Raw genomic sequence first — 25,473 nt, 5'->3', positions numbered from 1 at the left:
GGGTGTCTGACGATGGGTGAGTGCCCGATCCACTCGTCGTCGCGACCGAAGCGCTGGCCGACGGTCGTCTCACCCGGCGTGACCTGAGGCGTCGCTACACCAAGCTGCACCGCAACGTCTACGCCCGCAACGGCGTCACCCTGACCGCCGTGGACCGTGGCCGCGCGGCCTGGCTGTGGTCGGGCCGACGTGCCACCCTGGTCGGCCACTCGGCGGCGGCACTCCTGGGCAGTCGGTGGGTGCCGGACGACGCGCCCGTCGAGATCGTCCACTCCCGTCGGCCCCCGCCCAACGGAATAACCGTGCGCAGCTACGAGCTTCGCGACGACGAGGTACGGCGGGTCGGCGACATCGCCTGCACCACCGCGGCGCGCACCGCCTACGATCTCGGCAGGCGGCTTCCGTTGGAGAGCGCGGTGATTCGCGTCGACGCACTCCTCAACGCGACGTCGACCACGCCGCCGGCCGTCCTGCTCGTCGCCGCCGAGCACCCAGGCGCCCGCGGCGTCCGGCGACTGCGGCACGCGATGGAACTGGTCGACGCGGGTGCCGAGTCACCGCAGGAGACGCGGCTGCGGTTGCTGCTAGTGCGGTCCGGCCTGCCCCGGCCGGTGACGCAGGTGCCCGTGCTCGACGGCCGCGGCCGCGTGGTGCGGCGCGTGGACATGGGGTGGCCCGAGTACTTGGTCGGCGTCGAGTACGACGGCGAGCACCACTGGACGGGCCCCGACGACTACGCCGACGACATCGACCGGCTGGAGTTCCTGGCCGCTCGCGGATGGTGCATCGTGCGCGTGAGCGCCAGACAACTGAGAAGTGAGCGGCCGCGGGTGGTCGAGCGCGTACGGCTGGCCCTGCGCGACCGTGGCGTGGCCTGCTGACTGCACGCATGTCGACGGGGTCTCTCGGCGGATGCGTTCACCATGCGTGCGGTCGGCGGGGTCGGTGAGTCAGTCGGAGCGACGACCGTAGAAGAGCTCCTGGGTCAATCCGTTGAGTTTGTCCCCCGGTGTCGCCGAATACGCCAGCACGGCGTTGATTCGGACCCGTTCGCCGGACACCGGGGTCACCCGGTGCAGCGAATGGTGACCGCGGAACATGCTGAGGGTTCCCGGCTCGCTGGGCAGGGTGATCCGGCCCGCCTGGGTGCCCCGGAGCGCGCCAAGCACGCCGGCAGGGTTCTCGTCTGACTCGCTGCGCAGATGATGGTGGTACTGGTACTCGCCACCGGCGAGCGGGGGCTGGAGCATGACGGTCACCGCGAACGGGGAGCGGTCGAAGTGCCATCCCAATTCGTCACCGGGCCCGAAGAGCATCAACGACGCCGCGCCGAAGGGATCGGCGTAGCGATGAAACTCGCTCATGGACAACGCGTCTCCGATGAATCGCGTGAGGGCCTCGGACTCGTAGGCGATGCGCAACGGAGAATCGGCGCCGATCAGGTCCCAGGCGATCGCATTCTTCGAGCTGTGCTCCAGCAAGCCCGCCGCATCGTCGGGATCGGCCTCGGCGATCCTCTCGAAGTACACGTTGTGGACGTCGTCGGTCCGGTGGGACCGGTCGCGCTTCTCGAGCGCCTCGGCGACCAACGCCTCGACGGCGCCGGGGCGAAGGAATCCTGGCAGCTGGCAAGCGCCTTCGAAGGCCAGCGCCGCGCGGCAGTACTCGACCAAGGCCCGCCGCCGGGGAGCGTCGGACCCGTCGACCGGATAGCGCTCGAGATCGATCACGTCGCCTAGTGCGACGGTGCGGGTCGTGGCGGCGGGTGATGCCATGGGGCGTGCTCCTCAGCGGTCGAAGACGCGTCGTGACGGGATGGGCTTCGACACCAGTGTGGCCGCATCGGAATCAAAGAAAAAGCTCGACGTGATAGTAATGAACATTAGCGACGCTTATAGGAGTCAGCATGGACCCGGCGAGATCGAAGTTGGACATCCGGTTCTTCGTCACGCTGGACGCGGTCGCCAGAACGGGTTCGCTGTCGGCGGCCGCCAAGTCCCTCGGCTACACCCAATCGGCGGTGAGCCAACAGATCAGCCGGCTGGAGGCGCTGGTCGGACAACGGATACTCAACCGTTCGGCGGGATCGCGAACCGCGACGCCGACGCCCGCCGGGCGCGTTCTGCTGCGCCACGCCGAATCACTGCGCGCCACCCTGGAATTGGCCGCCGCCGACATCGACGCACTGTCGCGCGGGCTGACGGGCATCCTGCGGGTGGGCTGCTACGAGAGCGTGGGCGGCGCGTTGTTGCCTGCGGTACTGGACGGCTTCACCCGGGAATTTCCCGACGTGCGCGTCGCGCTGACCGAGGTCGCCGACGACGGCGAGCTACTCGAGCAGGTGAACGGCAACAACCTGGACCTGACGTTCGTGGTGTTCCCGTTGGTGGAGGGACGTTTCGCCTCCCGCGCGCTGGCAAGGGACCCCTACGTGCTCGTCGTCCGCGAGGACTCCGAGATCGGCGGGGTGGCGGGACCCGTCTCACTCGACGACCACCCCGACCTGTCCCTGATCACCTACGGTCCGCTCCGCTCGGCACATTCGATGGAGGATCGACTCGGCCGACCCGGATACCGCGGCCAGATCACGTTTCGCAGCAATCACAACACCACGCTGCTCCGACTGGCCGCCCAGGGCTATGCCGCGGCCGTCTTGCCGGCGATGGCGCTCGACGACGGCCGCGCGGGCATCGTGGCGCGTCCGCTGGACAGGGTGAGCCCACGAATTGTCGGCATCGCCTGGCACGAGGACCGTCCGCTCAGCGCGGCCGCAGCCGGTTTCATCCGTGCCGCGGAGAAGGCGGCCGGCGAGTGGGAAACCCGAACCGGCGCCTCCTTTTCCGCGGGCTAGGCCAGTCCCTTCGACTTGAGCCAGTCCTCGGCGACGGTCTTGGCGTCCTCGTTGTCGATCTGCACCCGCTTGTTGAGCTGGGTCAGCGTCTCGGTGTCCAGGGCGGCGGAGATCTTGTTCAGCACGTCTCGCGCCTTGTCGTCGACCGCAGCGGAGTTGACCAGTGGCACGACGTTTTGCACCCCGAACACGTTCTTCGGGTCGGTGAGGGCGACGAACCCGCGCGAGGCGATCTCGGGCGTCGTCGAGTACAGCAGCGCGGCGTCGACGTCGCCGTTGGCCAGCGCGGTGATGGTCAGCGGCCCCGCCGTGTCGAGCGCCTTGAACGACTTGAATTTGATTCCGTATTCGCTCTCCAGGCCGACGAGCCCCTGCTGACGGGTCCTATCCTCCGGCGCCGCACCGAAGCTCATCGTCGGCGACAGCGGCGCCAGATCGGCGATCGAGACCAACTTGTCCTTGTCGGCGGTCTCCTTGCGCACCACCACGGTGTCCTTGTCCTCGGCGGGCGACGGGGTGAGCAGGGCCAGGGACTTCGGTAGCTTCGCCGCCAGGGAGGCGTTCACCGCGTCGAGCGTGGAGGCGGTGTCCTTGGGGTCGACGTAGGCGAGCAGGGCCCCGTTGTACTCGGGCAGGACGCTGAGCGCGCCCTTCTCGACCTGGTCGTAGATGACCTCGCGGCTGCCGATGTTGAGCTTGGTGTCGACCTTGTAGCCGGCGTTGGTCAGGGCGATCGCATACATCTCGCCCAGCAGCACGTTCTCCAGGAAGTTCGCCGACCCGACGGTGATTGTGCCTGGCGCGCTGGAGGATTGGGACTCCAGCGGGTTGCCGCCACCGGAACTGCAGCCGACCAGGCTGCTGACGACGGTCGCGGCGACCAACGCAGCGAATGCACGTTTCATGACAAGGCTCCTTCGGGGGTTGACAGACGCACCGGCTGGCGCGCTGCACGATGAAAGGTGAATCGGCTCGACCGCTGAAGCAGGCCCGGGGAGACGACGAAGCGTTCCAGGGCGACGAAAGCGCCCTCGACCAGGACCGCGCACAGTGCGGCCAGGACCGCGCCGACGGCCACGATCTGGTAGTCCCGGGTCGCGAGCCCGTCGAAGATGTAACGACCAAGGCCGCCCATCCCGACGTAGGCCGCGATGGTCGCCGTCGCGACGACCTGGACGGCGGCGCCGCGGATACCGATGAGGATCAACGGAAGTGCGGCGGGGACCTCGACGCGGAAGAGCACTTGACGCGGAGTCATCCCGACGTTGCGGGCGGCGTCGACGACGTCGGCGGGCACCTGGCGGATCGCCTCGTAGGCGTTGACGAGAATCGGCGGGATGGCGATCGCGACCAGCGCGGTCAGCGGTGCCACCGCGCCGAGGCCGACGAGAAACACCATCAGGGTGAGCAGCCCGATGGTGGGGAGCGCCCGCGCCGCGTTGCCGATGCAGACCACCAGGAAACCGCCCCTGCGGAAGTGACCGGTCAGCAGGCCGACCGGCAGCGCCACGGCCGCGGCCACGACGAGGGCGGTCCCCGAATACGTCAGGTGTTCGGTGAGACGGGTGGGGACGCCGTTCTCGCCGGTCCAGTTGCCCGCGTCGGTCAGCCACTGCCAGACCAGGGTGAGAAAGTTCACGGCCCGCCTACCTTGCTGCCCAGGGGGTGAGCCGCCGCTGGGTGAGGACGAGGAGTCCGTCGATGGCGAACGCCACGGCCATGATCAACACGATTCCCGCGAGGATCTCGGTCATGAAGAACCGTTGCAGCCCTTCGGTGAACAGCTGCCCCAACCCTCCGAGGCCGATCAGCGCCGCGATGCTGACCATGCTGACGTTGGCGACCGCGGCGATGCGGATCCCCGACAAGATCACCGGCGTAGCGATCGGCAGGTCGACCTGCAACAGCCGACGGGCGCGTCCGAAGCCCATCGCCGACGCGGCCTGCTGGGTGGCGGGGTCGACGCTCTGCAGCCCGCCCACGACGTTGCGATACAGCACCGACAGCGAGAACAGGCTCAGCGGGATGATGGCCGTGGCCGAGCTGAGGCCGGTGAAGTCGAGCAGCACCACGAACAGCGCGATCGAGGGGATGGCGTAGAAGATGCTCGTGGCGATGAGCAACGGGGTGTGCAGCCACGTCCACTGCACGGCGGCCAGACCCAGGACGAGGGCGGCGACCGTGCCGATCACGATCGGGACCAGGGACAGGTAGACGTGCTGCTTGGTGAGATCCCAGAACTGGTCGGTGTGGGCGAAGATCCAGTGCCAGTTGATCGTCATCCGGCGTCCATCGCCGTGACGATCTCGCCGATGCCCAGCGTTCCCAGCACGCGTCCGTCGGCGTCGCAGACGGGCACCCGCTTGGCCGGCGACAGCAGCGCCCTGTCGAGGGCCTGACGCAAGTTGGTCGTCTCCAGCTCGATCGGGTCCGCGGGGTGGTTGGGGCCGGTGCCACGGTTGACCCAGCCGCGCGGCCTGCGCTGGTCGTCCACGACCAGGGTCCAGCCGTCGGTGTCGGCGAGTTCGCTCTCGGCGACGACATCGAAGGTGTCCAGCTTCAGGTCGCCGACCCCGACGAACTGCAGGCTCCGCAACCCGCGCCCGGCGCCAAGGAAGCTTGCCACGAAGTCGTTGGCCGGCGTGGTGAGCAACGCCTGGGGCGTATCGAACTGCGCGAGCGTTCCACCCTGTTGGAAGATGGCGATCTTGTCGCCGAGCAGCACCGCCTCGTCGATGTCGTGGGTGACGAAGACGATCGTCTTGGCCAACTCGCGTTGCACGCGCAGAAACTCTTGCTGCAGATCGTGGCGGACGACGGGATCCACCGCGGCGAACGGTTCGTCCATCAGCAGCACCGGCGGGTCGGCGGCCAGAGCTCGCGCCACGCCGACGCGCTGCTGCTGACCACCCGAGAGTTGATATGGATAGCGGTTGGCCAGCACGGGAGCCAACCCGACGAGCTCCATCAAGTCACCGGCCCGGCTCCGGGCCTGCTTTCGCGGCGTCCCAAGCAGGCGCGGGACCGTAGTGATGTTGTCGATCACCGTCCGGTGGGGGAACAGCCCCGCGCTTTGGATGACGTAGCCGATGCCGCGCCGCAGATCGGTGAGACTTTCTTCGCGAACGTCCTTGCCGTTGAGCAGGACTCGACCCGACGACGGCTCGATCGATCGGTTGATCATGCGCAACGACGTCGTCTTGCCACAGCCGGAGGGGCCCACGAAGACCGTGATGCGGCCACCCGTGCACTCGAGTGACACGTCGTCGACCGCGCGGGTCCCGTCGGGGTAGGTCTTCACGACGTTCTCGAAGGTGATCACGGCCGTTCTCCCCTTTCGGCGTGCTGCCGTCGGGCGACGGCGAGGCCCGCCGTCGGAGGACGGGCGGTACAGCGAATCATCGGGGCTCCTCGGGGAATTTGCCACTTGGGAAGGTATCGGTTCGACGCGCGACGACGCGCGGCTTTCGTGAGATGGGCGTTCCGGCTGCCACGACGTCGCGCACCAGTGGCACGCCGGGCCGATAGGCCAGGTGGACATAGGACGGGGCGTCGAGCACCACGAAGTCTGCCCGCCTGCCGACCGCGAGCGTCCCGACGTCGTCGCGGCGCAGCGCCGCCGCCCCGCCCGCGGTCGCCGACCACAGCGCCTGCGCCGGGGTGAAGTACATGTCGCGCACGGCAACGGCGATGCAGAACGACATGCTAGAGGTGAACGACGACCCCGGGTTGCAGTCGGTGGCCAACGCGACCGTGGCACCTGCGTCGAGAAACCGCCGGGCGTCGGGCCACGTTGCGCGCGTCGAGAACTCGGCCCCTGGAAGCAACGTCGCCACCGTCGTCGCGGCGGCCGAGGCGAGTGCCTCGACGTCCTCGTCGGACGCGTGGGTGCAGTGGTCGACCGAGGCCGCCCCCAACTCGACGGCCAACTGGATGCCCGCACCCTCTTCGAGTTGACCCGCGTGCAGCCGCGGCACTAGACCGGCCGCCATTCCCGCCTGCAGGATCGTCCGGGCCTCGTCGACGTCGAAGGCGCCCCGATCGCAGAAGACGTCCACCCAGCGCGCCAGTGGCGCGCACGCCTCCAGCATCGGGCCGACCACCAGGTCGACGTACCCGTCGCGGTCGTCGCGATACTCCCGGGGTACGACGTGCGCGCCGAGGAAGGTCGTCTCCTCGGTAAACGCGCGCGCCAGCCGCAACGCCCTGGCTTCGTCGGCCACGGTGAGGCCGTAGCCGCTCTTCGTCTCGAACGTCGTCACGCCGCCGCGACACAGTTCGGCGGCGAGCCGCTCGAGGCCGTGGTCGAGGGTCTCGTCGTCGGCCGCCCGAGTCGCCGCCACCGTGGTCGCGATGCCGCCGGCCGCGTACGGCTGCCCGCTCATCCGCGCCGCGAACTCCGCGGACCGCTCCCCGGCGAAGACCAGATGCGCATGGCTGTCCACGAATCCGGGGATGACACTTGCTCCGCCGAGGTCCACGCGGTCGTCGGCGTCCGGGGCGTGCTCTCGTAGCCCGACCCACGCGACGCGGTCGCCCTCGACGACCACCGCCCCGTCGGCGACGACCCCCAGCGGACTCCCGTCCCCCTGACCCGGGTCGTTCGTGACCAGTTCGCCCATCCCGGCGTACAGCGTGGTCATGCGTTGGCATCCTCCATCAGGGCCGAAATCGATTCGGCCAGTGCGCCACCGACGTCTCCGACGGCAAGATGCCGCCGGTCGGCCACCACGACGCGACCGTCGACGACCACGTCGGTGACGTCCGCGGCGGTGGCCGCAAACACCACGTTCTCGACGGTCGCGCCGCCGCCGGCGGTGCGCACCGAGTTCAGGTCCACCGCCACCAGGTCGGCGCGCGCACCGACGCGAAGAGCGCCGGCGTCGACCCAGCCGAGGGCTTGCTGACCGTCGTACGTGGCTGCGGACAGCAGGCGTTCGGCGGCGATGATGCCCCGCTCACGGCGGGCCAGGCGCTCGTCGAGTTCGGTGGCGCGGGCCTCTTCGAAGACGTCGACCACCGCGTGGGAGTCGGAGCCTAGGCTGAACAGCCCACGGCCGCCCAATAATTGGGCCGCCGGTCCAATGCCGTCGCCGAGGTCGCGCTCAGTCGTCGGGCAAAAGCACACCCCCGTCGCCGTGCGGTCGAGGTCGGCGAGATCCTCGTCGGTCAGGTGCGTGGCGTGCACCGCGGTGGTCCTGGGGCCGAGCACGCCCGCGTCGCGCAACAGCGCCGTCGGGGTGGCGCCGTGCACGGCAAGGCACTGGTCCACCTCCGCGGTCTGCTCCGAGGAGTGCACGTGCAAGGGGGCGTCGTGGCGTGCGGCCCATTCGACGACGGCGGGCATGTGCTCGAGCGGCACCCCACGTACCGAATGCAGTGCGGCGCCGACGACGACACGGTCGCCGGACACCCGACGGTGGAGGCCCTCCACCCTCTCGGCCCAGCGGTCGCCGCTACCGTCCCCGAAGCGCTGCTGGGGCCCTGGGGCCAACGGTGCGCCGTCGACGCCGGCACTGAGATAGCACGTGTCCAGCAGGGTCAGTCGGATTCCGGCGTCCGCGGCCCCGGCAATCAGGGCCAGGCCCATCTCGTTGGGATCGGCGTATGAACGTCCGCCGACGTCGTGGTGGAGGTAGTGGAATTCGCCGACCGACGTGATGCCGGCCAACGCCATCTCGGCGTACACCGCGGCGGACAGCCGCCGGTAGCCATCGGGGTCGAGGCGACCCGCTGCGCGGTACATCAGGTCTCGCCACGTCCAAAAGGATCCGCGGTCGCGCTGCGTGCGAGAGCGCAACGCGCGATGGAACGCGTGCGAGTGGGCGTTGGCCAGACCGGGAACGACGACCCCCTCAAGCCGCCGGGACGACGGAGGGGCGGCGACGTCGACCTCGATCGAGGTAATCGTGCCGTCGGCCACCGAGATGGCCACCCGCTCGGCGACCGTGTCACCCCCCAGCCAGGCGTGTTCACACCACCAGGTGGTCACCCAACCCACTCCGTCATCACGTCGGCGAGCGCCTCGGCGCCGACGTGGCAGTCCGCGGTCTCTGCGTACTCCTCCGGGGAGTGCGACACCCCGGTCGGGTTGCGCACGAACAGCATTGCCGTCGGCACCTTCGCCGAGAGGATCCCCGCGTCGTGACCGGCCTGCGTGGGCAGCACCGGCACGTCGCCCAAGCGCGCCAGCGCACGTTGCAGCCGGGCCCGCGGGCCGTCCGGGAATTCAACGATGGGCGTGACGGATTCGGCGACCACGCGCAATTCGACGTGGTCGGAGGACGCGAATCCCCCGGCCTCGGCACTGATCTGCTCCACCAACGCCGTCAGCGTCGCCTCGTCGGCAGCCCGGGCGTCCAGCCAGGCCCGGATGCGCGACGGAATTGCATTGGCCCCGTTGGGCGACACCAGAACCTTGCCGAAGGTGGCGACAGCCTCGTGCCGGGCCGCCGCCGAGCGGGCGGCGTGCACCGACGACGCGAACGCCAGCATCGGGTCGCGCCGGTCGGCGAGCCGGGTAGTACCCGCATGGTTGGCCGCACCGTCGAAGGTGAACTCCCACCGCCCATGCGGCCAGATGGCCGACGCCACGGCGATCGGGCGGTCGACGAGGTCGAGCGCCCGGCCCTGCTCGACGTGGAGTTCGACGTAGACGCCGATGCGTTCGAGCAGCGCGTCGTCGGCGCCGAGGTGTTCGGGATTGCGGCCCGCCCGTGTTAGCGCCTCGGCGAGTGTGACGCCGTCGTTGTCACGCAGTCCCCTGGCGCGATCGGCGCTCAGAGCACCCGTGACGAGTTGCGATCCCACGCACGCCACCCCGAAGCGGGCGCCCTCCTCGTCGGAGAAGGCCGCTATCGCAACGGGAATGGTCGGCACCACGCCGCGGCTACGGACGATGTCGACCGCCGCGAATGCCGAGACGACGCCGAGCGGCCCGTCGAACGCGCCGCCGTCGGGCACCGAGTCCAGGTGTGATCCGGTGACGAAGGCGCCCGTCGGCTCACCGGTCCATCCCGGCGGCAGCCACCACGCCCACAGGTTGCCGTTGCGGTCCTCCTCGACCGACATCCCCCGCGTATCGGCGCAGCCGCGGAACCACTCCCGCAGCGTCAGATCGGGATCCGACCAGGCGAACCGGCGATACCCCCCGGTGCCATCGTGGCGGCCGACGTCGAGGATCGACGACCACAGCGAATCGAACGAGTTCACGAGTTCTCCTGCATGGGAATCCGCACCCCGCGCGCAGCGGCAACTTCGGCCGCGTGCTCGTACCCCGCATCGGTGTGCCGGATGACGCCCATGCCGGGGTCGTTGGTCAGAACGCGTTCGAGCTTTTGCGCTGCCAACTCGGTGCCGTCGGCCACCGACACCTGCCCTGCGTGGATGGAGCGACCCATGCCGACCCCACCGCCGTGGTGGATCGACACCCAGGTGGCGCCGGACGCCGTGTTCAGCAATGCGTTCAGCAGCGGCCAGTCCGCGATCGCGTCGGAGCCGTCGAGCATCGCCTCGGTCTCGCGGTACGGCGAAGCCACCGACCCCGAGTCGAGGTGGTCACGACCGATGACGATCGGCGCAGACACCTCCCCGGAGGCGACCATCTCGTTGAACTTCAGGCCGGCCCGGTGCCGTTCGCCGTAGCCGAGCCAACAGATCCGGGCAGGCAACCCCTCGAACTCGACGCGCTCACCCGCCATGGTGATCCACCGGCGCAGATGCTCGTTGTCCGGAAAGAGCTCCAGAATGGCCCTGTCGGTGGCGGCAATGTCCTTCGGGTCACCGGACAGGGCAGCCCAGCGGAACGGCCCCAGCCCCTCCTCGAACTGTGGCCGAATGTAGGCGGGCACGAAGCCGGGGAAGTCGAAGGCGCGGTCGTAGCCGGCCTTTCGGGCCTCGTCGCGGATCGAGTTGCCGTAGTCGAACACCTCGGCACCCCGATCCAGGAACCCGACCATCGCCGCCACGTGCTTGGCCATCGACTCCTGCGCCTGCTCGGTGAAGTAGGCCGGGTCCTTCTCGGCCATCTTCTTCATGTCCTCGAGGTCGATCCCGAGCGGCAGGTACGACAGCGGGTCGTGCGCGGAGGTCTGGTCGGTGACGATGTCGATCGGGGCATTGCGTTCGAGCAGGGCGGGGAAGACCTCGGCGGCGTTGCCGACCACGCCGATCGACAACGGCCGCTTGGCGTCTCGCGCCTCGATCGCCTTGGCCAGGGCGTCGTCGAGGTCGGTCGCCTTGACGTCGAGATACCTCTTGGAGATGCGCCGGTCGATCCGCGTCTCGTCCACGTCGACGCAGATGGCGACGCCCTCGTTCATGGTGACCGCCAGCGGCTGCGCCCCTCCCATGCCGCCGACGCCACCGGTGAGGGTGATGGTCCCGGCGAGCGTGCCGCCGAACTTCTTCTTCGCGATGGCGCCGAACGTCTCGTAGGTGCCCTGGAGGATGCCTTGGGTGCCGATGTAGATCCACGATCCAGCGGTCATCTGGCCGTACATCGTCAGACCGGCGGCCTCCAGCGCACGGAACTGGTCCCAATTCGCCCAGTCGCCAACCAGATTCGAGTTGGCGATCAAGACCCGGGGAGCCCACACGTTGGTGCGGAAGACCCCGACGGGCTTCCCGGACTGGACCAGCATGGTCTCGTCGTCCTCGAGGCCGCGCAGTGTGCGGACCAGTGCGTCGAAGGCTGGCCAGCTGCGGGCCGCCCGCCCGGTGCCGCCGTAGACGACGAGCTCGTCGGGATGCTCGGCCACCTCGGGGTCGAGGTTGTTCATCAACATGCGCAGGACGGCTTCCTGCTGCCACCCCTTGCAGGAGATCTCGGCTCCGCGTGGGGCGCGGACGGGGCGGGGACCGGCGGTGGTCGTCATGATGGGTGAAGTCCTTCGTCGTGGTTGTCAGGAGCTGCTGAGCCGGGCGGACACGTCCGCCGCGGCGGTGGTCAGACGGTCGCCGTACTCCGTGGTCTGGTGGGCGTTGAGCCGGTAACTCGGAATGACCAAACTCAGCGCGGCGACGATGCGGGTCTGCGAGAACACCGGGCAGGCAATCGCGGTGACGTCGGTCTCGACGCCACGCTCGACGACGGCGTAGCCATCGGAGGACACCTTGCCCCGCAGGGCCTGTCCGGCCGCGGAGACGTCCAGCGGCACCGTGCGGCCGACCCAGCTGGCATGACGCACCGAATGCGTGCCCTCGACGATGCTGATGTACACCGCCGTGGCGGCATGCCCCTCGACGCTGAGGTACACCGACTCCCCCGTCTCGGTGGCGAGTTCGTTCATCGCTGGTCCGGCGAGGTCGATCAAGGACTCGTCACTGAGCGCCTGCGCACCGAGTTGGATGATCCGACTGCCGGGCCGGTACGTGCCGGTCTGGTCCCTGCGGAGGAACCCGGTGGTTTCCAACGTGCGCAAAAGACGAAGCGCCGTGCTGGGGGCCAGGTCGCAATCGCGGGCCGTGTCCGCCAAATTCGCCCCGCCCCGGTCGCAGACGCTGGCCAAGAGGGCCAGCGCTCGCTCCACCGTTCGGGTTGCCTGATCTGCCACGGTGACCTCCTCTCGGCACGAAGGGTAGGGCGGGGCTGTTTCGTCCGGCCGCCTCTACGTTGCCACTAGGTAAAATCTCAATTTCGTCTGGTGGAAACTATGCCCGTCGGCGATGATAGGGCCCGTCGCGCATCCGTGACGGAAAACGAGGAGATCCCCGATGATCGAGCTGGGTGGGTCGATGACGATCGACGACGTCGTGGCCTTGGCCGACCGTCGCGACGAGGTCGAGCTCCCCGCCACGGTCGTCGACGCGGTCGCCCGGCTCCACCAGCAGGCCGCCGACCTCAGCACGCGATACGCCACCTACGGCCGCACCACCGGCGTCGGCGCCAACCGTAGTGCCAGCATCCCACCCGACGACGTGGACTACGGGATGCGCCTGCTGCGCAGTCACGCCGTCGACGCCGGTGATCCGTTGCCCCCCAGGACCGTCCGTTCGATGCTCGCGGTGCGCCTGATCCAATTGTGCGTTCCCGGTGCGGGTCTGGATCCCGCGATCCTGCTCGGCCTCCAACGCATGATCAACGACGACGCCCTCCCGCAGGTGCTGCAGTACGCCTCGATCGGCACCGGGGACCTGGCCGCGCTGGCGGGGACGGCGCTGACCCTGATCGGTGAACGTCCGGCGTCGGCGGCTCTGACGCCGATGGCACCCTGGGGTGCCGACAGCGCGCTGCCCTTCATGAGCAGCAGCGCGCTGACGGTGGGGCGAAGCTGCCTGGCGGTCGAGGAGTTGTTGCGCCTCGAGCGCGCGTCCAGCGTCATCTACATGTTGAGTTTCGTTGCACTGGACGGTAATCCGTCGGCGTTCTCTCCCGCCGCCGCACGTGCGGCGGCAGCCACGCAAGTGGAGACCGTCGCCAGGAGACTGCGCGCCCTCTACGCCGACCGCGCCGATCCCGAACGTCCCCCGGCCCGCATCCAGGACCCCTACGGCCTGCGGGTGTACCCGGTGGCCCACGGCAGCGTCGTCGCGTCGCTGTGGTCGCTCGTCAGACAACTGGAGCGAACCCTGAACGCGGCGCAGGAGAATCCGCTCTTCGACGCCGACGGTGACCAGGTCGTCCACCACGGCGCGTTCTACCAGGCGTCCCTGTCACTGGAACTCGACGGCGCCACCTTGGCGCTGGCCTTGACCGCACCCATCACGCACTCTCGAATCAGGATGCTCAACGACCCGGACACCAACGGCGGCAACCCCTTCCTCGCCGCCGATGCGCACGGCTCGTCGGGCCTGATGATGGTCGAGTACGTCGCGGCGGGGGCCATCGCGGAGATCCGCAACGCCGCGCAGCCGGCGTCGGTCGGGACCCTGGTGCTCTCCCGCGGCGCGGAGGAGGACGCCACCTTTGCCTCGCAGGGCATTCACCAGCTCGAGCGATCAGCCGCGGCCTACCGGGTTCTGCTGTGCTGTGAGCTCGTCGGGGCCGTCCGGCTGCTACGCCAGCGCGGCATCGTCACCGAATTGACCGGGGTACTCGGCGAGGCTCTCGACCTGGCGTCGGCGCTTCCCCGCGATGACGAGGATCGCGACCTCCGGGGCGACATCGCCACGGCGGAGCCACTTCTCGATCGCCTCGGGCAGCTGATCTAGCTGGTGCCCAGCGGATCGATGGTCAGTGCGATGTAGGCCAGCGCCGCGCTGACGGACGCCGTGGTCGCGATGTCGACCGTGCGTGAGCGCACCACCAGCAGCCCCGCCCGGTCGTCGGTCAACGCCAACCGCATGGCCGCCGCGATGCCGACGCCGATCGCCAACACCAGCGCCCCGCGGCGCCAGTAACCCGCCACCACCAGACCAAAGGCGGCCAGCAGGAACGCGGCGACCGTCAGGATCGGCCACTGCGCCGACACGACCCGATGCACGAGGCTCCGTGAGGTTGCGGTCACGTCGTCAGCTTCCGCTCTTCGCGCGAGCGCCCACCGCCATCTCGTCGAGCTCGACGACGTTGCTCAGCAGGAAGGCCCGCGTCAGCGGCCCGACGCCCCCAGGATTGGGCGACACGTGCCCCGCCACGTCCCAGACACCCGGGTGAACGTCGCCGACGAGGGCACCCGCGGCGTCACGGCTGACCCCGACGTCGACGACCGCGGCACCTGGCTTGACCATGTCGGCGGTCACCATGTGCGGCACGCCCACCGCGGCGATGATGACGTCGGCCTGCCGCGTCAGCGCGGGAAGATCACGGGTTCCCGTGTGGCACAACGTGACCGTGGCGTTCTCGGACCGGCGCGTCAGCAGCAGGCCCATCGGCCGGCCCACCGTCACTCCGCGCCCGATGACCACCACGTGCGCTCCCGCGATCGGCACCTCGAAGCGGCGCAACAGGTGCACGATGCCACGCGGGGTGCACGGCAGGGGCGCCGTCTCGTTGAGCACCAGCCGGCCCAGGTTCGTCGGATGCAGGCCGTCGGCGTCCTTGGCCGGGTCGATGCGCTCCAGGGCTGCGTTCTCGTCCAGATGCCGGGGCAGCGGCAACTGCACGATGTAGCCGGTGCAGTCCGGGTTGGCGTTCAGTTCGTCGATGGTGGCGTCGAGGGTGGCCTGACTGACGTCGCCGGGCAGATCCCGTCGGATCGAATTGATGCCGACCTTGGCGCAGTCGGCGTGCTTGCCGCGTACGTAGGCCTGAGACCCGGGATCGTCGCCGACGAGGACCGTGCCCAGCCCCGGCGTGCGGCCCGCGGCGGTCAAGGCCGCCACCCGCTGCTTGAGGTCGACGAAGATCTCGTCGCGGGTCGCCTTGCCGTCCAACGTCATCGCAGCCACCCGGTCATTCTGTCATCACCGCTGATTGACATCTCGCCGCGCCGCGTGGTCAGCTTCGAAAATGGACACTCCGGCAAATGTGTTCACCGACGTGTTTGGTGAGGCCAAGCTCGGACCGGTGACCTTGCGCAACCGGATCATCAAGGCCGCCACCTTCGAGGCGTCGACCCCCGATGCACTGGTCACCGACGACCTCATCCGCTACCACCGGCTGCCCGCCGCGGGCGGCATCGGCATGACGACCGTCGCGTACTGCGCGGTGACACCCGGCGGCCGGACCGACGGCTGGCAGCTGTGGATGCGGCCCGAAGCCGTGGCGGGGCTGCGCCGCCTCACCGACGCGATCCACGCCGAGGGTGCGGCGATCAGCGCCCAGATCGGCCACGCGGGACCCGTCGCCAACGCCCGGACCAACGGCGCCCCTGCCTACGCTCCGGTGCGCTTCTTCAACCCCCTGTCGATGCGCTTCGCCAGGAAGGCCACCGCCGGCGACATCGACGGCATCACCGCGGCGCACGCCAACGCCGCGCGGCTGGCCGTGGAATCCGGGTTCGACGCCGTCGAGGTCCACCTCGGCCACAACTACCTGGCCAGCTCCTTCCTCAGTCCGCTGATCAACCGTCGCACCGACGAGTTCGGCGGGTCGCTCGCCAACCGCGCCAAGGTGGCCCGCGGCCTCGTCCGCGCCGTCCGGCAGGCGGTCGGCGACCAGATCGCGGTGACGGCCAAGCTCAACATGTCCGACGGTGTGCGGGGTGGCATCTCGCTGGAGGAGTCCCTGCAGACCGCGACGTGGCTGGAGCAGGACGGTGGGCTCGACGCCCTCGAACTGACCGCGGGTAGCTCGCTGCTCAACCCGCTGTACCTGTTTCGCGGCGACGCACCCATCAAGGAGTTCGCGAACGCGTTCAAACCGCCGCTGCGGTGGGGCATTCGCATGTCGGGCAAGAAATTCCTCCGCGAGTACCCGTATCGCGACGCCTATCTGATGGACCAGGCCAAGCAATTCCGCGCGGAGCTGACGATGCCGCTGATCCTGCTCGGCGGGATCACCAACCGCGAGACCATGGACGAGGCCATGGCGGCCGGCTTCGACTTCGTGGCGATGGGCCGCGCGGTCCTCGCCGAACCCGACCTGGTGAACCGCATCAAGGCAGATGGCGCAGCGCACTCCGTGCGATCAATGTGCACCCATTGCAACAAGTGCATGGCGACCATCTACAGCCAGACCCACTGCGTCGTGACGGGTGCGCCGACCTCGGCGGTCTAGCGGGCTCCCACCTCTGCAGGCAACGGTGGTGGCAGCGGGGTCGACGGCGTGGTGGTCTCGGGGATCGCACTCGACTGGGCCGGCGTGGTCGTCGGAGTCGAGGACGACGTCGCGCTCGAGGAGGACCCCGACGACGAGCTCGGCGCCGAGCCGTGGAAGTCGACCATCGACTCGCTGCGAATCTGCCTGCCGCCGCTGCTGATGACGAGCGCGTTCGACGTCACCGTGTAGGTGATGCCGTCGTTCTCGGCGACGTACCCGCGGTCGGTCGAGGTCGCCTCGAGGATGAGGCGCGCTCCGTCGGTGACCCGCACGCCCCGGTACTGGAGCTGTCCGGAGGACTCGTCCTTGCAGATCGCCACCCGTGAGGTCGAGGTGTAGCCGTAGGCGACCGCGGTGCTCGGCGCCGCGCATCGCGCGGTCGAGTCGACGAAGCCTCGGGGGTCCGTCGGCGGCGGCGCTGCGCCGCTGATCGCCGTGGTGCCGACCACCCCGAGTGCGACCGCGCCGAGCGCGACGCCCAGCGCCGCCCCTGCCAGCCGTCGCCGAGCTCTTTGCTGCCGGGTCACGAGCTCGTCCTGCCGTTGCGTTCGCCTCACCCGTCCCATCGTCGCACCGATGTGAGTCGTCGGGGCCGCACGACGAGAGCGCGTCGCCAGATCAGCCCGCGCTGCGGTCGCCCGCCTGCCGAACCACCGGCGCCGGAACGCTGTAGTCGACGAAGTCGGTCATCGGCTCGTCGCGAAGCACCCGAACTCCGGCCGTCAGAAGCAGTTTGCGCGCCGAGACGGTGTAGTCGACGTCCTCGGACTGCGCGCCGAAGCACCCGTTGGACATCGGCCTGGCAGGCAGGACGAGGACGGCCCGGTCACTGAGCCGCATGCCCCGATACTCGTAGGTCCCGCGGCCGTCGGTACAGATCGCCACGGAGGACAGAGCGGTACGGCCCACGACGACGGCGGTCCGGTCCGGCCCGCAACGGACCGAGGCATCAGGTTGCGCCTGACTGTCCGCAGGCACCGCCGGTGGCGCGGCGACGGCGCTCGGCAACGTCAGCCCCGTAGCTGCAGCCACTGCGATGACCGCCACGAGACCGCGTGCGGCAACGCTCGCGCACCGCGGCGCGGCCATCCGTCCAGGGACATCACCGATCGCCGACATGCTTCTACGACACCACGGGACGTGGACATGTCCCAGAGGATGGGACGATCCTCCGCCCAATCGTCACCCGTCCGAGACCTTGGCGCGCAACCGATGACCCGCCGCGGCGGGCCGCGGGTGATCATTTGCCGCGCAACGGCGGCGCGCGGAGCGGCCCGGACCACCCCCGCGGGAGACGGCGATACCGATACAGTTGGTCTCGATGACGCGATCCGCCCCACCCGCGCTGACCGTTCGGTATGACGGCTCACCCCGCACCTTCTCCCCCGGCAACGACGTCGTCGTCGGGCGTGATCTGCGCGCTGACGTCCGCATTGCCCACCCCCTGATCTCGCGCGCGCACCTGCTGCTGCGCTTCGAGGGGGGCCGGTGGATCGCCGTGGACAACGGCAGCCTCAACGGGTTGTACGTCAACGGTCACCGCGTCCCGATGGTCGACATCGTCGACGGCATGAGCGTCAACGTGGGAAACCCGGACGGCCCGCGGCTGACCTTCGAGGTCGGCCGGCATCAGGGTTCGGCGGGCACGCCGCCACAGACCACTCAGGTCCCCGTCGCAGGACGCCCGAGCGCATCGTGGCCGAGCCAGCCCTCGACGGGCTACCCACGCACCCAACCGCCACCACGGACACCGTCGCCGCACTCGACCACGCAGTCGCGATCGCAGCCGATGTATCCCGCGGGGCCGCCGCCGACCAGTGGTCCCCAGGCCTACCGTCCCCCGAGCGCTCCGCATCCGGTGCAGCGACCGTTGTCCAGTCCGACCCTCGACCCGACGGCCACGCAGATGGGGCCCGCCGCGGCGCCCCGGGCGCCAGAGGGCAACCTCGCGACGAGCATGCTCAAGATCCTGCGGCCGGGCCGCGCGCCGGAGGTTCCCCCCGGCGGCATCAAGATCGGTCGAGCCACCGACAACGACATCGTCATCCCAGACGTCCTGGCCTCACGGCATCACGCCACCTTGGTCAGCGGTCCCGGTGGCACCCAAATCCTCGACAACCGCAGCATCAACGGCACGTTCGTCAACGGCCAGCGCGTCGACTCCGAGGTGCTTCACGAGGGCGACGTCGTCACCATCGGCAACATCGACCTCGTCTTCGCTGGTGGCACCCTGGCCCGCCGCAACGAGACCGACGTCGCGACCCGCACCGGCGGACTGGACGTCCACGGCGTCACCTGGACCATCGAGGGCAACAAGACCCTGCTCGACAACATCTCGCTGGCCGCGCGTCCCGGCACCCTGACCGCACTGATCGGCCCGTCGGGTGCCGGCAAGTCGACCTTCGCCCGCCTGATCGCCGGTTACACCCATCCCACGACGGGCACCGTCACCTTCGAGGGTCACGACGTCCACGCCGAGTACGCCTCACTGCGCTCCAGAATCGGAATGGTGCCCCAGGACGACGTTGTCCACGGGCAGCTGACCGTCCGGCAGGCACTGATGTACGCCGCCGAGCTCCGGTTGCCCCCCGACACCGACAAGGAGGACCGCGAACGGGTCGTCATGGAGGTGCTCGAAGAGCTCGAGATGACCAAGCACCTCGACACCCGGGTCGACAAGCTCTCCGGCGGTCAGCGCAAACGCGCGTCAGTGGCGCTGGAGCTGCTGACCGGACCGTCGCTGCTAATCCTCGACGAACCGACGTCCGGCCTGGACCCGGCGCTGGACCGTCAGGTGATGACGATGCTGCGCCAGCTGGCCGACGCCGGCCGCGTCGTGCTGGTGGTGACGCACTCGTTGACCTACCTCGACGTCTGCGATCAGGTGCTGCTGCTCGCCCCCGGCGGCAAGACGGCCTTCTGCGGACCGCCGAGCCAGATCGGCCCGGAGCTCGGCACCACCAACTGGGCCGACATCTTCTCCTCGGTCGCCGGCGATCCCGACAGCGCCAAGCGCAAGTACCTCGAGCGTCACGGCCCGCCGCCGCCACCGCCGCCGAAGCAGGAGGCTGCCGAGCTCGGCACGCCCGTGCACACCAGCACGATCAAGCAGTTCTCGACGATCGCGCGGCGGCAGATGCGGCTCATCGTCTCCGACCGCGGATACTTCGCGTTCCTGGCGATCCTGCCGTTCATCATGGGCGTGCTGTCGCTGTCCGTGCCGGGCTCCACCGGGTTCGGGCAACCCAATCCCCTTGGCGACGCCCCCAACCAGCCCGGCCAGGTCTTGGTACTGCTCAACGTCGGCGCCATCTTCATGGGCACCGCGCTGACCGTCCGCGACCTCATCGGTGAACGTGCGATCTTCCTGCGTGAGCAGGCCGTCGGGTTGTCCACCACCGCCTACCTGTTGGCCAAGGTGTGCATCTACTCGGTGTTCGCGATCGTGCAGTCCGGGATCGTCACGGGCATCACGCTGATCGGCGTCGGACTGCCCAAGAACGGCCCCCTGGTGCTCGGCGGGGGCGAGGCGTCCGCGGCGATCGAACTGTTCTTCGGGATGGCCGCCGCGACGATCTGCGCGGCCACGGTCGGCCTCGCGCTGTCGGCGTTGGCGAAGACCAGCGACCAGATCATGCCGCTGCTCGTGGTGGCGGTGATGTCGCAGCTGGTGTTCTCCGGTGGCCTCATCCCCGTCACCGGGCGGGCCCCGCTGGATCAGATGTCGTGGGTGACCCCGGCCCGCTGGGGATTTGCGGCCACGGCGTCGACGGTGGGCGTCACCGACATGGTGAAGCCGCCGATCATGCCCGACGACTCGCACTGGAAGCACGACGCGGGCACGTGGATCTTCGACATGGCCATGCTGGGCGCGCTGTCGCTGTTCTACCTGTGCTTCGTGCGCTACAAGATTCGGCTCAAGGCGGGCTAGGCCCTCCCGCGAGCGAAGGGATTAACTCCCGTGCACGTCGAGACCGTGCGCCGCGGCGTACCCCAGTGCCTGCGTGACGTCGATCTTCGCGCCGCGCACCGACGCGGTCGTCCAGAACGTGGGATCGGTGAGCGCACCTCGCAGATCGGCTTCCTCCAGGCGCACGTTCTGCGTCCGCGCCCCGCGGAGGTCGGCCCCGCGCAGGACGGCCTTGCGCAGGTCGGTGCCGACGAGGTTCGCTTCGCGCAACCGGCAGTCCGTCAGGTCGATGGACCGTAGATCGCACCCGCCGAGGACGGCGAGGGTCAGGTCCACCTCGACCATCGTCACCGGCCGCAGCCGACACTCGGTGAACACCGAACCCAGCAGCGTGCACTGACGAAAGACGGTGTGCATCAACGACGTGCGTCTAAAGGTGCAGTTGCGGAAGGCCGAGCCCTGATGCTCGGATTCGGTCAGGTCGACGCCACTGAAGTCGCATTCGGTGAACACGACGCGTTCGGTGCGCAGCCGGCTCAGGTCCTCGTCACGGAAGTCCGTGCCGGTGAACTCCCGGTCCTCCCACTGCGGGTCGAGGTCGGCCACCGTCAGCCGGGGACCGAACCGAGGTTCATCAACGCGTATTCGGTCAGGGCGATCAACGCCGCCTTCGCCGAATTGCGGTCCCGCGCGTCGACGTCGAGCACGGGGATCGACTCGCGCAGCGCCAGCGCCTGTCGCACGGCGTCGGCCCCGTACCGCGGTCCGCCGTCGAACCCGTTCACCGCGATGAGGAACGGCAGTTGGCGGGCCTCGAAGAAGTCGACCGCGGCGAAGCTGTCCTCCAACCGGCGCACGTCGACCAGGATGATCGCCCCGATCGCGCCGCGGACCAGGTCGTCCCACATGAACCAGAACCGGCGCTGTCCCGGGGTACCGAAGAGGTAGAGCACCAAGTCCTCGGCCAGCGTGATGCGGCCGAAGTCCATGGCCACGGTGGTGGTGTTCTTGTTCGGGGTGGCACTGAGAAGGTCGACGCCCTGCGAGGCGTTGGTCACGATGGCTTCCGTGCGCAGCGGCATGATCTCCGACACGGCACCGACGAAGGTGGTCTTGCCGGCGCCGAAGCCGCCGGAGATCACGATCTTGGTGGACGATGAGCGCTTGCGCGAAGAGCGTGATTCCGATGAGCGCTTGCGCGAAGAGCGTGATTCCGATGAGCGCTTGCGCGAAGAGCGTGATTCCGATGAGCGCTGGGGCGAGCGCTCAGAGTGCCCGTAGGCCACGCAGTGTCCTCCCGATCAGCTCACGTCTCTCGTCGGTGGTGGCCGACTCGCCCAAGTAGGCGTCCACTCGAAGATAGTCCTGCTCGACCAGATCGCCGATCAGCACACGCGCGACGCCGAGCGGCAATGCAAGACGTGCCGCCACCTCTGCCACCGACGGGCCGTCCTCCCCCACGTCGAGGATCTTGGCTCGCACGTCGCTACTCGGCCAGGTGGGCGCGGGGCCGGGCCTCGAGGTGCGGATCGGCGCCTCCAGCGGCAGGTCCACCGATGAGGCCGTGCGCCCACCGGTCAGCGTGTAGGGCCGCACCATGCTGACCTCGATCAGCGGTTCACTGGGCTCCGAGGCGTCGCTGGATGGCGGGGTCATCGGCGCTCACGACCGCGGGGCCGTGCGGCGCGCCGACTGGATGACGGTGCCCACGCGTTCGACCAGGATCGCCATCTCGTAGCCCACCTGGCCGATGTCACAGGACCTGGTCGCCAGCGTCGCCAGGTTGGAGCCGTCGCCCACCCGCATCAACAGCAGGTAGCCGTTCTCCATCTCCACGACCGACTGCAGCACGTGTCCGCCGTCGAACAGCTGGGCCGCTCCGGTCGACAGGCTGGCGAGCCCGGAGGTGACGGCCGCGAGCTGGTCGGCGCGCTCGACGGGCATGTGCTCGCTGGAGGCCATCAGAAGTCCGTCGGCGGAGACCAGGATGGCGTGCGAGACGCCGGCCACGTCGTGGGCGAATCTGGATACCAGCCAGTCGAGGGAGTCGCGCTGGGTCGGTCGGGTCATGTGCCGGTCAGTCCTCGTCCGTCGGTCGCGCCTCGCGGGCACGGGCCCGGCCCGCGTGCACGCCGCCGAAGTGACTGCCGATGCTGCTGCGAACGGCGTTGGGGTCCCGTGGGATCGCGATGGGGCCGGTGTCCGCGGCCGAGTCGTCCTGCGGTGGGGGCGCGTCGACGCCACGGTGGGCGCCGCCGTTGCGTCCGTTGGGCCGGTCGTCGATGGCCGCCGCGCCCGGGATCAACCGTGCACCGGGTTGGCGCACCGGCAGGCCCTCGGACGTGCGTTGCTCGACCGGCGCCTCGTCCGCGGCGGCCGCGGCCGACCACCCCTTGTCCCAGACGGTCTGCCAGTCCAGGTCCGTGCTCTGGGCCAGGGTGAACGGGTCGTCGATGAGCCATTCCGAGAGCATGCTGTCGAAGATGGACCCACCGGTGGCGGGTTGCGGATCGGGGGCCGGTCGGCTCACCGGTTCGGCGGGGCGCGTGTCGCTCGCGCCGGCACTGCCCGAGAAGTACGACGACGTGTCGGTGGGGACGGGTCGCGCGGGTTCCGCAGGCCAGGACTCCTGCGTCCATTCACGTTCACCCCAGCGGTCCTCGGCCTCGGCCTCGGCCGGCGGGGTGTCGATCGGCGCGGACGGGATGCCTGCGATCCCGCTCGCTCCGGGATTGCGTTGCGGGAGAAGCGAAATGGGTGTGTCGGCGTGACCGTTGCGGTATTCGGGAACCGGGGCGTCGTCGTACTCGCGCTCTTGTCGGTCGGTGGCATCCGGTTCCCGTGACGGGGCGTCCCGATAGTCCCCGTACCCGGTGTACTCCTCCTCGTCGACGGCGTACGGAGGGACCACCGCCAGGTGTGGTTCGGCGAACGGGTCGGCGTCGGGGGCATAGGTCTCGCCGGGGCCGTGCAGCAGCGACTCGGCGGGAATGAAGACCCCCGCCGTCGTCCCCGACTGCGGTTCGGCGGCGACGGTGTTGCGCAGGCGCACCGCCAGGCCGTGCTGGCCCGCGAGCTTGCCGACCACGAACAGACCCATGTGCCGGGCGGTGAAGGGGTTGACCTCGCCGCCGGCTTGCAGACGGGTGTTGGCCACGCGAAGGTCGGCGTCGGTCATGCCAAGGCCGTAGTCCCCGATTTCGACGACCAGACCGCCGTTGCCGGTGCGCATCGCGGTCACCCGGACGTCGGACATCGGCGGTGAGTACCGCAGCGCGTTGTCCAGCAGCTCGGCCAGCAGGTGGACGAGGTCACCGGCGACGACGCCGACGATCTCGGTCTCCGGCAGATCCTCGGCGACGATCCTCGCGTAATCCTCGACTTCCGAGGCGGCGGCGTTGACGACGGTGGCGAGCGGCACGGGGTCGGCCTCCTCGCGCTGCACTCGGGATCCGGCCAGCACCAGCAGGTTGGCCCCGTTGCGCCGCATCCGCGCCGCGAGGTGGTCGAGCTTGAACAGGCTGTCGAGCCGCTCGGGGTCTTCCTCGTCGCGTTCGAGGCGGTCGATGATGCCGAGCTGCTGATCCACCAGCGACCGGCTGCGGCGAGACAGCGTCTCGAACATGTCGCCGATCTGGAGTTGGAGACGGGCTTGCTCGCCGGCCAGGAGCACCGCCTGCTCGTGCAGCTCGTCGACGGCGTGGGCGACCTGGCCAACTTCCTCGGTGGTGTTCACCGGCAACGGTACGACCGGGCCCGGCTCTTCGCCGGCCCGCACCCGCTCGATCTCCCGGGCGAGCTCCTCGTGGGCCACTCGCAGCGCGCCGTCGCGCAGTCTCCGCAGCGGCCGGACCAGAGACCTCGCCACGACCAGGACGATCACCAGCGTCACGAGGATGGCCGCCCCGACGATCGCCGAATCGCGGATCGCTTCTCGACGCTTCGCGTCGGCCTGGTCGTCGACGGCGGAGGTGACCGCGGCGGTGGTGGAGTCGACGACCTGGTTGGCGACGTCGTCGGCGCTCTGCAGGGACTGGCTCAGCTCGGGGTTGCCGACGAGGGCGACGGCCGGGTCCGACATCAGGGCCATCCGCCGGACCATCTCCTCCTGCAGTTTCTGCGCGTCGGGTGAGCCGACGCCGAGCACCTGCGACATCCCGGACAGCGTCGACGGTTCGGTGCCAGCCAAGGTGATCATCGAGGTGCGTAGCTCCGGTTCCGGCAGCTCACCCCCGAGGTTGACCAGGAGCTGCTCCATCGCCATCTGACCGCGTGCGCCGACGGCACGGCTCAGGCCCTGGGCCTTGGCGCGGATCTGCTCGTCGTCGACCCGGACCGAACCGTTGATCGCGTCCTCGGCAGACAGCAGGATGGGTGCATAGTCGGTGATGCGGCCGCGGAGGTCGATGCCGTTGGCCGTCACCTTGTCGACCAGTGCCTGGCCGTCGTCCAGCAGACCGGTGACCCCGGTGCGGACGTCGGGGGCGACGTCGACTCCGGCGAGCTGGTTTCGCAGTTTCTGCTTGCTGGTGTCGAAGGCGTTCAGCGCGGCCTGGGCGTCGCCGCCGGCGGAGTTGGCCAGCAGGGCGCCTTCCAGGGCCGCGGTGTACTCCTCGATGGCGGGCACCATCGCGGTGCGGTCGGCCGCGCGTCGGAGTTCACCCGCGCTCGCCCAGTCCGACTGCACCCGCAGGCCGCCCAGCACGCCCACCAGCAGCAGTGGGAGCACCACGATCGCGAAGACCTTCCAGCCGACGGGCCAGTTGCTCAGCGCCCATCGCGACGGGCGTGCCGTCGTCTGCCGCGGCGACACGGCCGCGAGACCTTGCGGCTCGTGATCCTGCGGTTCGACGAATGCGCTCATCGCGGCACGGCCAGAAAACCGGGCAAGCGTCGAAAGTTTCGTGTTGGAGCGTCGTTCATAAGACTTCCTGCAGCAGTACGCCCACATATCGGCAGGCACCGGAAGCACCAGTCCGACCGGCAATTCCACGAGTATGACAGCGATATCACGGCGTTTCCAGAGTTCTTACTGAACAGACAGAGTTCGTGACCTGGGCGTTGCGTACTCGT

At 69.3% G+C, this 25,473-nt stretch carries 24 protein-coding genes; 5 read left to right on the top strand and 19 right to left on the bottom strand.

Features of this window, described 5'->3' with window-relative positions:
• Positions 1-20: 20 nt before the first annotated feature.
• On the top strand, positions 21-881 hold the full coding sequence (locus H7K45_RS14955) for an endonuclease domain-containing protein (RefSeq protein WP_263996576.1): 861 nt from the start codon (positions 21-23) through the stop codon (positions 879-881).
• 69 nt (positions 882-950) lie between these two features.
• Here the strand turns inward: H7K45_RS14955 and H7K45_RS14950 are convergent, their stop codons facing one another.
• Positions 951-1,775: a HalD/BesD family halogenase gene (locus H7K45_RS14950; RefSeq protein ID WP_263996575.1), complete on the bottom strand. Its 825-nt coding sequence runs from the start codon at positions 1,773-1,775 to the stop codon at positions 951-953.
• 131 nt (positions 1,776-1,906) lie between these two features.
• Between H7K45_RS14950 and H7K45_RS14945 the strand changes: the two genes are divergently transcribed.
• Positions 1,907-2,851: a LysR family transcriptional regulator gene (locus H7K45_RS14945; protein WP_263996574.1), complete on the top strand. Its 945-nt coding sequence runs from the start codon at positions 1,907-1,909 to the stop codon at positions 2,849-2,851.
• Here H7K45_RS14945 and H7K45_RS14940 read toward each other — a convergent pair.
• The 9 genes from H7K45_RS14940 to H7K45_RS31520 form a co-directional block, all read right to left on the bottom strand.
• Entirely contained in the window at positions 2,848-3,756 is a 909-nt protein-coding gene (locus H7K45_RS14940) for an ABC transporter substrate-binding protein (protein WP_263996573.1), read from the bottom strand. The genes H7K45_RS14945 and H7K45_RS14940 overlap by 4 nt on opposite strands.
• Positions 3,753-4,490, bottom strand: a complete 738-nt coding sequence (locus tag H7K45_RS14935) for an ABC transporter permease (RefSeq protein ID WP_263996572.1) — start codon at positions 4,488-4,490, stop codon at positions 3,753-3,755. Before H7K45_RS14935 ends, H7K45_RS14940 begins: the two co-directional genes overlap by 4 nt.
• A gap of 7 nt (positions 4,491-4,497) precedes the next feature.
• Complete coding sequence (locus H7K45_RS14930) at positions 4,498-5,133, bottom strand: ABC transporter permease (protein ID WP_263996571.1); 636 nt, start codon at positions 5,131-5,133, stop codon at positions 4,498-4,500.
• The gene (locus H7K45_RS14925) at positions 5,130-6,173 is read right to left on the bottom strand and encodes an ABC transporter ATP-binding protein (protein WP_263996570.1); all 1,044 of its coding nucleotides are present in this window, start codon (positions 6,171-6,173) and stop codon (positions 5,130-5,132) included. Before H7K45_RS14925 ends, H7K45_RS14930 begins: the two co-directional genes overlap by 4 nt.
• 76 nt (positions 6,174-6,249) lie before the next feature.
• Entirely contained in the window at positions 6,250-7,494 is a 1,245-nt protein-coding gene (gene hutI, locus H7K45_RS14920; protein ID WP_263996569.1) for an imidazolonepropionase, read from the bottom strand.
• On the bottom strand, positions 7,491-8,843 hold the full coding sequence (locus tag H7K45_RS14915) for a formimidoylglutamate deiminase (protein ID WP_263996568.1): 1,353 nt from the start codon (positions 8,841-8,843) through the stop codon (positions 7,491-7,493). Before H7K45_RS14915 ends, hutI begins: the two co-directional genes overlap by 4 nt.
• Entirely contained in the window at positions 8,840-10,063 is a 1,224-nt protein-coding gene (locus H7K45_RS14910; RefSeq protein ID WP_263996567.1) for an allantoate amidohydrolase, read from the bottom strand. Before H7K45_RS14910 ends, H7K45_RS14915 begins: the two co-directional genes overlap by 4 nt.
• Entirely contained in the window at positions 10,060-11,727 is a 1,668-nt protein-coding gene (hutU, locus tag H7K45_RS14905) for a urocanate hydratase (RefSeq protein ID WP_263996566.1), read from the bottom strand. Before hutU ends, H7K45_RS14910 begins: the two co-directional genes overlap by 4 nt.
• Before the next feature lie 27 nt (positions 11,728-11,754).
• A complete protein-coding gene (locus H7K45_RS31520) occupies positions 11,755-12,405 on the bottom strand; it encodes an IclR family transcriptional regulator (protein WP_263996565.1) in 651 nt (216 codons plus the stop codon).
• A gap of 160 nt (positions 12,406-12,565) precedes the next feature.
• Here H7K45_RS31520 and H7K45_RS14895 point away from each other — a divergent pair, with 160 nt between their 5' ends.
• Positions 12,566-14,002 (top strand): aromatic amino acid lyase, encoded by a 1,437-nt coding sequence (locus H7K45_RS14895; protein WP_263996564.1) that lies wholly within the window; start codon positions 12,566-12,568, stop codon positions 14,000-14,002.
• On the opposite strand, the gene H7K45_RS14890 is transcribed toward H7K45_RS14895, so the two are convergent.
• Both H7K45_RS14890 and H7K45_RS14885 read right to left on the bottom strand, forming a co-directional pair.
• Positions 13,999-14,298 carry a DUF3017 domain-containing protein gene (locus tag H7K45_RS14890; protein WP_263996563.1) on the bottom strand — a complete coding sequence of 100 codons (300 nt, stop codon included), beginning with the start codon at positions 14,296-14,298 and terminating at the stop codon, positions 13,999-14,001. The genes H7K45_RS14895 and H7K45_RS14890 overlap by 4 nt on opposite strands.
• 4 nt (positions 14,299-14,302) lie before the next feature.
• Entirely contained in the window at positions 14,303-15,178 is an 876-nt protein-coding gene (locus H7K45_RS14885) for a bifunctional methylenetetrahydrofolate dehydrogenase/methenyltetrahydrofolate cyclohydrolase (protein ID WP_263996562.1), read from the bottom strand.
• Between the two features lie 61 nt (positions 15,179-15,239).
• Between H7K45_RS14885 and H7K45_RS14880 the strand changes: the two genes are divergently transcribed.
• Complete coding sequence (locus H7K45_RS14880) at positions 15,240-16,448, top strand: NADH:flavin oxidoreductase (protein WP_263996561.1); 1,209 nt, start codon at positions 15,240-15,242, stop codon at positions 16,446-16,448.
• Here H7K45_RS14880 and H7K45_RS14875 read toward each other — a convergent pair.
• Positions 16,445-17,047, bottom strand: a complete 603-nt coding sequence (locus H7K45_RS14875) for a hypothetical protein (RefSeq protein ID WP_263996560.1) — start codon at positions 17,045-17,047, stop codon at positions 16,445-16,447. The two genes, H7K45_RS14880 and H7K45_RS14875, sit on opposite strands and share 4 nt — an antisense overlap.
• A 61-nt stretch (positions 17,048-17,108) precedes the next feature.
• A complete protein-coding gene (locus tag H7K45_RS14870) occupies positions 17,109-17,522 on the bottom strand; it encodes a hypothetical protein (RefSeq protein ID WP_263996559.1) in 414 nt (137 codons plus the stop codon).
• A gap of 289 nt (positions 17,523-17,811) precedes the next feature.
• Between H7K45_RS14870 and H7K45_RS14865 the strand changes: the two genes are divergently transcribed.
• Complete coding sequence (locus H7K45_RS14865; RefSeq protein ID WP_263996558.1) at positions 17,812-20,421, top strand: ATP-binding cassette domain-containing protein; 2,610 nt, start codon at positions 17,812-17,814, stop codon at positions 20,419-20,421.
• Positions 20,422-20,442: 21 nt separating this feature from the next.
• Here H7K45_RS14865 and H7K45_RS14860 read toward each other — a convergent pair whose 3' ends face one another.
• The 5 genes from H7K45_RS14860 to H7K45_RS14840 all read right to left on the bottom strand — a co-directional run bounded on the left by H7K45_RS14860 (position 20,443) and on the right by H7K45_RS14840 (position 25,264).
• Complete coding sequence (locus tag H7K45_RS14860) at positions 20,443-21,006, bottom strand: pentapeptide repeat-containing protein (RefSeq protein WP_263996557.1); 564 nt, start codon at positions 21,004-21,006, stop codon at positions 20,443-20,445.
• Between the two features lie 2 nt (positions 21,007-21,008).
• On the bottom strand, positions 21,009-21,545 hold the full coding sequence (locus H7K45_RS14855) for a GTP-binding protein (RefSeq protein ID WP_372512564.1): 537 nt from the start codon (positions 21,543-21,545) through the stop codon (positions 21,009-21,011).
• Between the two features lie 121 nt (positions 21,546-21,666).
• Positions 21,667-22,056, bottom strand: a complete 390-nt coding sequence (locus tag H7K45_RS14850) for a DUF742 domain-containing protein (RefSeq protein ID WP_263996555.1) — start codon at positions 22,054-22,056, stop codon at positions 21,667-21,669.
• 6 nt (positions 22,057-22,062) lie between these two features.
• Positions 22,063-22,470, bottom strand: a complete 408-nt coding sequence (locus tag H7K45_RS14845; RefSeq protein ID WP_263996554.1) for a roadblock/LC7 domain-containing protein — start codon at positions 22,468-22,470, stop codon at positions 22,063-22,065.
• A 7-nt stretch (positions 22,471-22,477) separates the two neighbouring features.
• Positions 22,478-25,264, bottom strand: a complete 2,787-nt coding sequence (locus H7K45_RS14840) for an ATP-binding protein (RefSeq protein WP_263996553.1) — start codon at positions 25,262-25,264, stop codon at positions 22,478-22,480.
• Positions 25,265-25,473: the final 209 nt, after the last annotated feature.

Source organism: Mycobacterium yunnanensis (assembly GCF_025823185.1).
GTDB lineage: Bacteria > Actinomycetota > Actinomycetes > Mycobacteriales > Mycobacteriaceae > Mycobacterium > Mycobacterium yunnanensis.
This window is presented reverse-complemented; position numbering and strand designations above follow the sequence as displayed.

Bases quoted from the DNA above. Each gene is read 5' to 3' on its own strand.
- hutU (WP_263996566.1), bottom strand. From the start codon at position 11,727: ATGACGACCACCGCCGGTCCCCGCCCCGTCCGCGCCCCACGCGGAGCC.
- H7K45_RS14845 (WP_263996554.1), bottom strand. From the start codon at position 22,470: ATGACCCGACCGACCCAGCGCGACTCCCTCGACTGGCTGGTATCCAGA.
- H7K45_RS14895 (WP_263996564.1), top strand. From the start codon at position 12,566: ATGATCGAGCTGGGTGGGTCGATGACGATCGACGACGTCGTGGCCTTG.
- H7K45_RS14840 (WP_263996553.1), bottom strand. From the start codon at position 25,264: ATGAGCGCATTCGTCGAACCGCAGGATCACGAGCCGCAAGGTCTCGCG.
- H7K45_RS14940 (WP_263996573.1), bottom strand. From the start codon at position 3,756: ATGAAACGTGCATTCGCTGCGTTGGTCGCCGCGACCGTCGTCAGCAGC.
- H7K45_RS14945 (WP_263996574.1), top strand. From the start codon at position 1,907: ATGGACCCGGCGAGATCGAAGTTGGACATCCGGTTCTTCGTCACGCTG.
- H7K45_RS14865 (WP_263996558.1), top strand. From the start codon at position 17,812: ATGACGCGATCCGCCCCACCCGCGCTGACCGTTCGGTATGACGGCTCA.
- H7K45_RS14850 (WP_263996555.1), bottom strand. From the start codon at position 22,056: ATGACCCCGCCATCCAGCGACGCCTCGGAGCCCAGTGAACCGCTGATC.
- H7K45_RS14930 (WP_263996571.1), bottom strand. From the start codon at position 5,133: ATGACGATCAACTGGCACTGGATCTTCGCCCACACCGACCAGTTCTGG.
- H7K45_RS14950 (WP_263996575.1), bottom strand. From the start codon at position 1,775: ATGGCATCACCCGCCGCCACGACCCGCACCGTCGCACTAGGCGACGTG.
- H7K45_RS14880 (WP_263996561.1), top strand. From the start codon at position 15,240: ATGGACACTCCGGCAAATGTGTTCACCGACGTGTTTGGTGAGGCCAAG.
- hutI (WP_263996569.1), bottom strand. From the start codon at position 7,494: ATGACCACGCTGTACGCCGGGATGGGCGAACTGGTCACGAACGACCCG.